The organism is Lichenifustis flavocetrariae (assembly GCF_026130545.1).
Lineage (GTDB): Bacteria > Pseudomonadota > Alphaproteobacteria > Rhizobiales > Beijerinckiaceae > Lichenihabitans > Lichenihabitans flavocetrariae.
Genome location: NZ_JAMOIM010000126.1, coordinates 1 through 2,534 on the forward strand (window position 1 = coordinate 1; position 2,534 = coordinate 2,534).

A 2,534-nucleotide genomic window follows, 5' to 3' on the forward strand; every position below is an offset into this window, starting at 1 on the left:
GGCATGACACGCGCCATCGCACCAAGCTGCACGGGGTTGAGAAGGTCGTCGGCGAAGTTGACCGCAAACAGGCGAGCGGTGATCTTGTCGAGATCGGCCTCGGGATTGTAATCGGCGACCGCTTCAAACCAATACAGGTAATCGTCCGCGTCGACCTTGGCTCGCGCGTCAGCGACGAGCTTGTCGAAATAGGCATTTCCCTTCGGTTGCGTCGGCGCAGCGGCCTCGAGAACGCGCGGCGAACCGGTCATGATCGTGAAGATCGGCAGCACCTCTTCGAAATGCGTCGGTTCCTTGACGTAGTCGCCGTTCTGCCAGTCTGGATCGGTTCGGATGCTCTGGATGATGAGGTCCCGCCACAGATAGTTGCGGCCGGTCACGGCCACCGGTTGGCTCGCAACGGGCATGATCGCGTCCATCATGTTCGGGTAGCGCTCGCCCCAGAGCCAGGCATGCATTCCGCCCATCGACGTGCCGAGAACCAGTCGGAGATGGTCGATGTGCAGACCATCGACCACGACGGTATGTTGCGCTTCGACAAGGTCTCCGTAGCCGTAATGCGGAAACTTCATCCGCAGCCCGTCGCTCGGCTTGCTCGAGCCGCCACGACCGATCCCATCTGGCATGATGATGAAGTACTTTGACGCGTCCAGCGGCTGTCCCGGCCCGAACAGAAAGTCCGCCAGCGAGGGGGCGAGGAAATTTTGCCCGGTGCCCGTGGTGCCGTGCAGCGCCAGTACCGCATTCGTCACATGCCCGGCGGCATCGATCTTCGGCGTTCCGATCGTCGTGTAATGCAGTTTCAGCTGTGCCAGAGTCTCGCCCGACTGGAAGTGAAAGTTCGGCGCGATGTAGTCGCCCTGTTTCGGATCAAGTTTGACGCTCGTCGCCCCGTGCGTCGGGTCCGTGGGAGGATCGAAGCCTGCCGCCATGAACACGGGAGCCATTTTTGTCGAGGTCAGGAAAGCAACCATGGCTTTCGCGGCCTCCGGCGCATGGGCTTGCTTGACGATTCCAGCGGCGTAGGCCGTGCGCAGTTGGAGCGCATCCGGAAGCGGGCCGACGAGATCGACGCCAGCCACAGGCTTGATCTCACTGATCTGGCCCGCCGCGAGAGCCACCTCTCCCCGAGCAAGCGCTTCCATGGCGGCGGTTCCGTCAGAATACAGCTTGATCTTGGGCTTCAGCACCTCATCCAAGTTCATGGTCTTGAGCAGCTTGGCGAAGTAGAGCCCCGTCGTGGCTCCCGAAGCTGGATCCGCAAGGCCGATCGACGGCGCGCTCACGAGTGCCGTACGGATGTCGGTTTCGGTAGCGATGGCAGGTCTTGGATTGCCGCCTTTCACTGCAATCCCCAGCCCGACCGTGCCAAGGGTTGTGAATCCCTCCGCCTCGACGAGCCCTTGCTTGACGAGTTCGTCGAGCCGAGATGGTGGCAGCACAACCACATCAGCGGGGGTGCCGCCCGCGATCTTATTGCGAACGGCGCCGGCCGTACCAAAATCAAGGGACAGATCGAAACCTGTCGCGGCTTGAGCCAGGGCCTGGGCTGCGACGAGCGGCGTTTTCACGGCCGCGGCGGAGAGTATTTTGACATCTTCGGCTCGCGCGCCAGGAAGGCTTGCCGCCAAAACCACAAGGGCCAAGAGGGTACGACGCATCCGTGATGCTCCTTCTTTCCAATGAGCTGCGGATTACGAAGCAGGCGCGAACACATGGATCGTGCCGTCGCCCCCGCCGACCGCGCCGACCGGCACGAAGACGTGTCCGGTGGCCTCGCTCGAAGCCACGGAATGCGGCGCCCCGCCCGTGATCGGGATCGTTTGGACCAAGGTGTTGCGCGCCGCGTCGATCACACCCAAGACCGGACCACCCGGGTTCCCGCGCGAGGCGGTGTAATATTGGCCGTTCTTCGCGTTGTAGTTCACCATGTCGGCACCGCCGATTCCGGGGACAACGGCGACCACAGCGCCCGTCCTGGCATTCATGATGCTGGTCGCAGCTGGCATCTGCTTGCCGTCGGCGTTGCAACCAAGGACGAAATTGCCGTTCGGGCCGAAGGCCAGTCCGGCCGGATGGCAGTTCTCGACGGGCAGAACCTTCACGAGCGTGCCGGTTCTCGGATCAATCACGGCAACACCGCCCTTCTTGGGGTCCTTGTCGAATTCGGGGATCGACATGTAAAAGAGGCCGTCGTCAGGATTATAGGCCGGCTGCTCGGCGCCGTCGGTCGCGGTGGGAAACACAATCTTGCCGATCAGCGCATGATCGGGCTTGGTCGACACCACCGTCGCATAGGGCGGATCTTCCGCATTGTTCACGCCGATGAAGGCATGGTCCTTTGAATCGACGGCCATTTCGTCGAGCCGCGTCTTGCCGCCCGTGCTGATTGTCGCGGTCGTCTTCTGGGTGGCAGGGTCGATCACCTTGATGGTGCTGTCGCCATCGCCCGCCCAGATCTCCGTGCCGGTGAACAGCACCCCGTCGGGCCCCGAGGTCTCGTTGTCGATCTTGCCGTCCTTCATCACCGCGCC

The 2,534-nt window shown here is 62.5% G+C and carries 2 protein-coding genes; both read right to left on the reverse strand.

Annotated elements, in window-relative coordinates; genetic code table 11:
- A partial coding sequence (locus M8523_RS36135; protein ID WP_282589617.1) for an extracellular solute-binding protein occupies positions 1-1,661 on the reverse strand: 1,661 nt, incomplete at its 3' end.
- 33 nt (positions 1,662-1,694) lie between these two features.
- On the reverse strand, positions 1,695-2,534 hold an 840-nt coding region (locus tag M8523_RS36140), incomplete at its 5' end, for a hypothetical protein (protein WP_282589618.1).